Source organism: Sutterella parvirubra YIT 11816 (assembly GCF_000250875.1).
GTDB classification, from domain to species: domain Bacteria; phylum Pseudomonadota; class Gammaproteobacteria; order Burkholderiales; family Burkholderiaceae_F; genus Sutterella; species Sutterella parvirubra.
In genome coordinates, this window is record NZ_JH604954.1 from 1 (window position 1) to 1,340 (window position 1,340).

Consider the following 1,340-nt stretch of genomic DNA (forward strand, 5'->3'; position numbering starts at 1 on the left):
GATTAGATTTATTGTATCAGTTTCGAGCCCCTTCGGGGCGCTTGCCGACCGCGTCCGACCGACGACGCTTCTGGGCGTGGGGTTGGTGCTCTTGGTGCTCTCCGACGTCGTCTTCGCGCTTTGGGCGGACGTCTGGGGGATCGGGCTCGGGATTCTGCTCTGGGGCCTGCACCTGGGGGCGACGCAGGGCGTGCTCTCGATGTTGGTCGCCAAGACGACCGACGCCGACTGGCGGGCGACGGGCTTCGGGCTCTTCAACCTGGCGTCGGGCATGAGTCTGCTCGTGGCGGGCGCGGCCGCAGGGGTGCTTTGGGACCTTGCGGGGCCGGGGGCTTCGTTCGGGTTCGGGGCGGTGTTCGCGCTGGTGGCCTTGGCGTGGCTCGCGACCGGGGTGCGGTCGGTGAAGCGGTTGGAGGAAGAGGGCTGAGAAACCCCTTGGAGGTCTCTTGAAGCAGAGCGTTGTACCGGATGGGAAGACGCCTTCGTCCGGGATGTTTGCTTCCAACCGGGAGGTCCCTCGGACGACTTCGCGAAAGGAATGGCGGAGCCGATTCTCACCGGAATGATTCATTGGGCAGGGAGCGTGAGGGCGCAGCTGTGAGAAAAAGAGAGGGCCTCCCAAAACCGGAGGCCCTCTCAGTGTTCTAAACGAAGGGGATGAGTCAACTCGCAGACAGCGAGAGGTCTAAACGACGACCTAGGGCATAAAGGGCCCTAGCAACGGTGTCAATTTTAGTGGTGTGACGCAGGTCCATGAGTCGTGAGACTTCTTGCCGACTGACACCCAGTTTACGGGCCAAATCAGCCGGACGGGTGTTCGTCTCGATCATGGTGTTAAGTAGAAGTACCTTAGCGACTACGGAGGGGGGGAGCTCGACCGCCATATCCCCGGGGCGGAATTCAGAGGGTTGGGGGAAACGACGGCGATCCTCGATATAAAAATCGATGGCGGTAATCAGAGCATCCAGGGTGTTTTTTTGAAGTTCCTCCTCGGTCCAGGCCTCGGTCAGGGCTTCAGGAATATCCCTGAAGGATGCAATGAAACCTCCTTCGCCGTTTGGTTCAATTTGCGCGGGATAGCGAAAAGCGGACGTCACGGCTTGTTCCTCAGTGATTGATGTCGTAGGTTGACGAGGGGCTGATGCCCCTCGTTTTATCTACGAACTGTTAGTTCACACCCAGTTGTTTCTTGATCTTTTTGGCAAACGCATTCGAGATCTCGTGGCTGGGATGCCGTGGGCAAGTGGATTGCCTGCCCTTGTAGTAAAGCTTGAGATGACTTCCGCCATCCACAATCTTTACGCCGGCGGCCTTAAGGAACCTCTTCACCGGGGCCCTTT

At 59.0% G+C, this 1,340-nt stretch carries 3 protein-coding genes; 1 reads left to right on the forward strand and 2 read right to left on the reverse strand.

What is annotated here, in order from left to right; translation table 11 throughout:
* Positions 1 to 427, forward strand: a 427-nt coding sequence (locus tag HMPREF9440_RS05130) for an MFS transporter (protein ID WP_008542138.1), incomplete at its 5' end; no start/stop codon positions are given.
* Positions 428 to 662: 235 nt separating this feature from the next.
* Here the strand turns inward: HMPREF9440_RS05130 and HMPREF9440_RS05135 are convergent.
* Together HMPREF9440_RS05135 and HMPREF9440_RS10990 are read right to left on the reverse strand one after the other, a co-directional pair.
* Positions 663 to 1,097, reverse strand: coding sequence for a type II toxin-antitoxin system HicB family antitoxin (locus HMPREF9440_RS05135; protein ID WP_008542139.1), 435 nt, complete (start codon positions 1,095 to 1,097; stop codon positions 663 to 665).
* 70 nt (positions 1,098 to 1,167) lie between these two features.
* The gene (locus tag HMPREF9440_RS10990; protein ID WP_087943828.1) at positions 1,168 to 1,329 is read right to left on the reverse strand and encodes a type II toxin-antitoxin system HicA family toxin; all 162 of its coding nucleotides are present in this window, start codon (positions 1,327 to 1,329) and stop codon (positions 1,168 to 1,170) included.
* Positions 1,330 to 1,340: the final 11 nt, after the last annotated feature.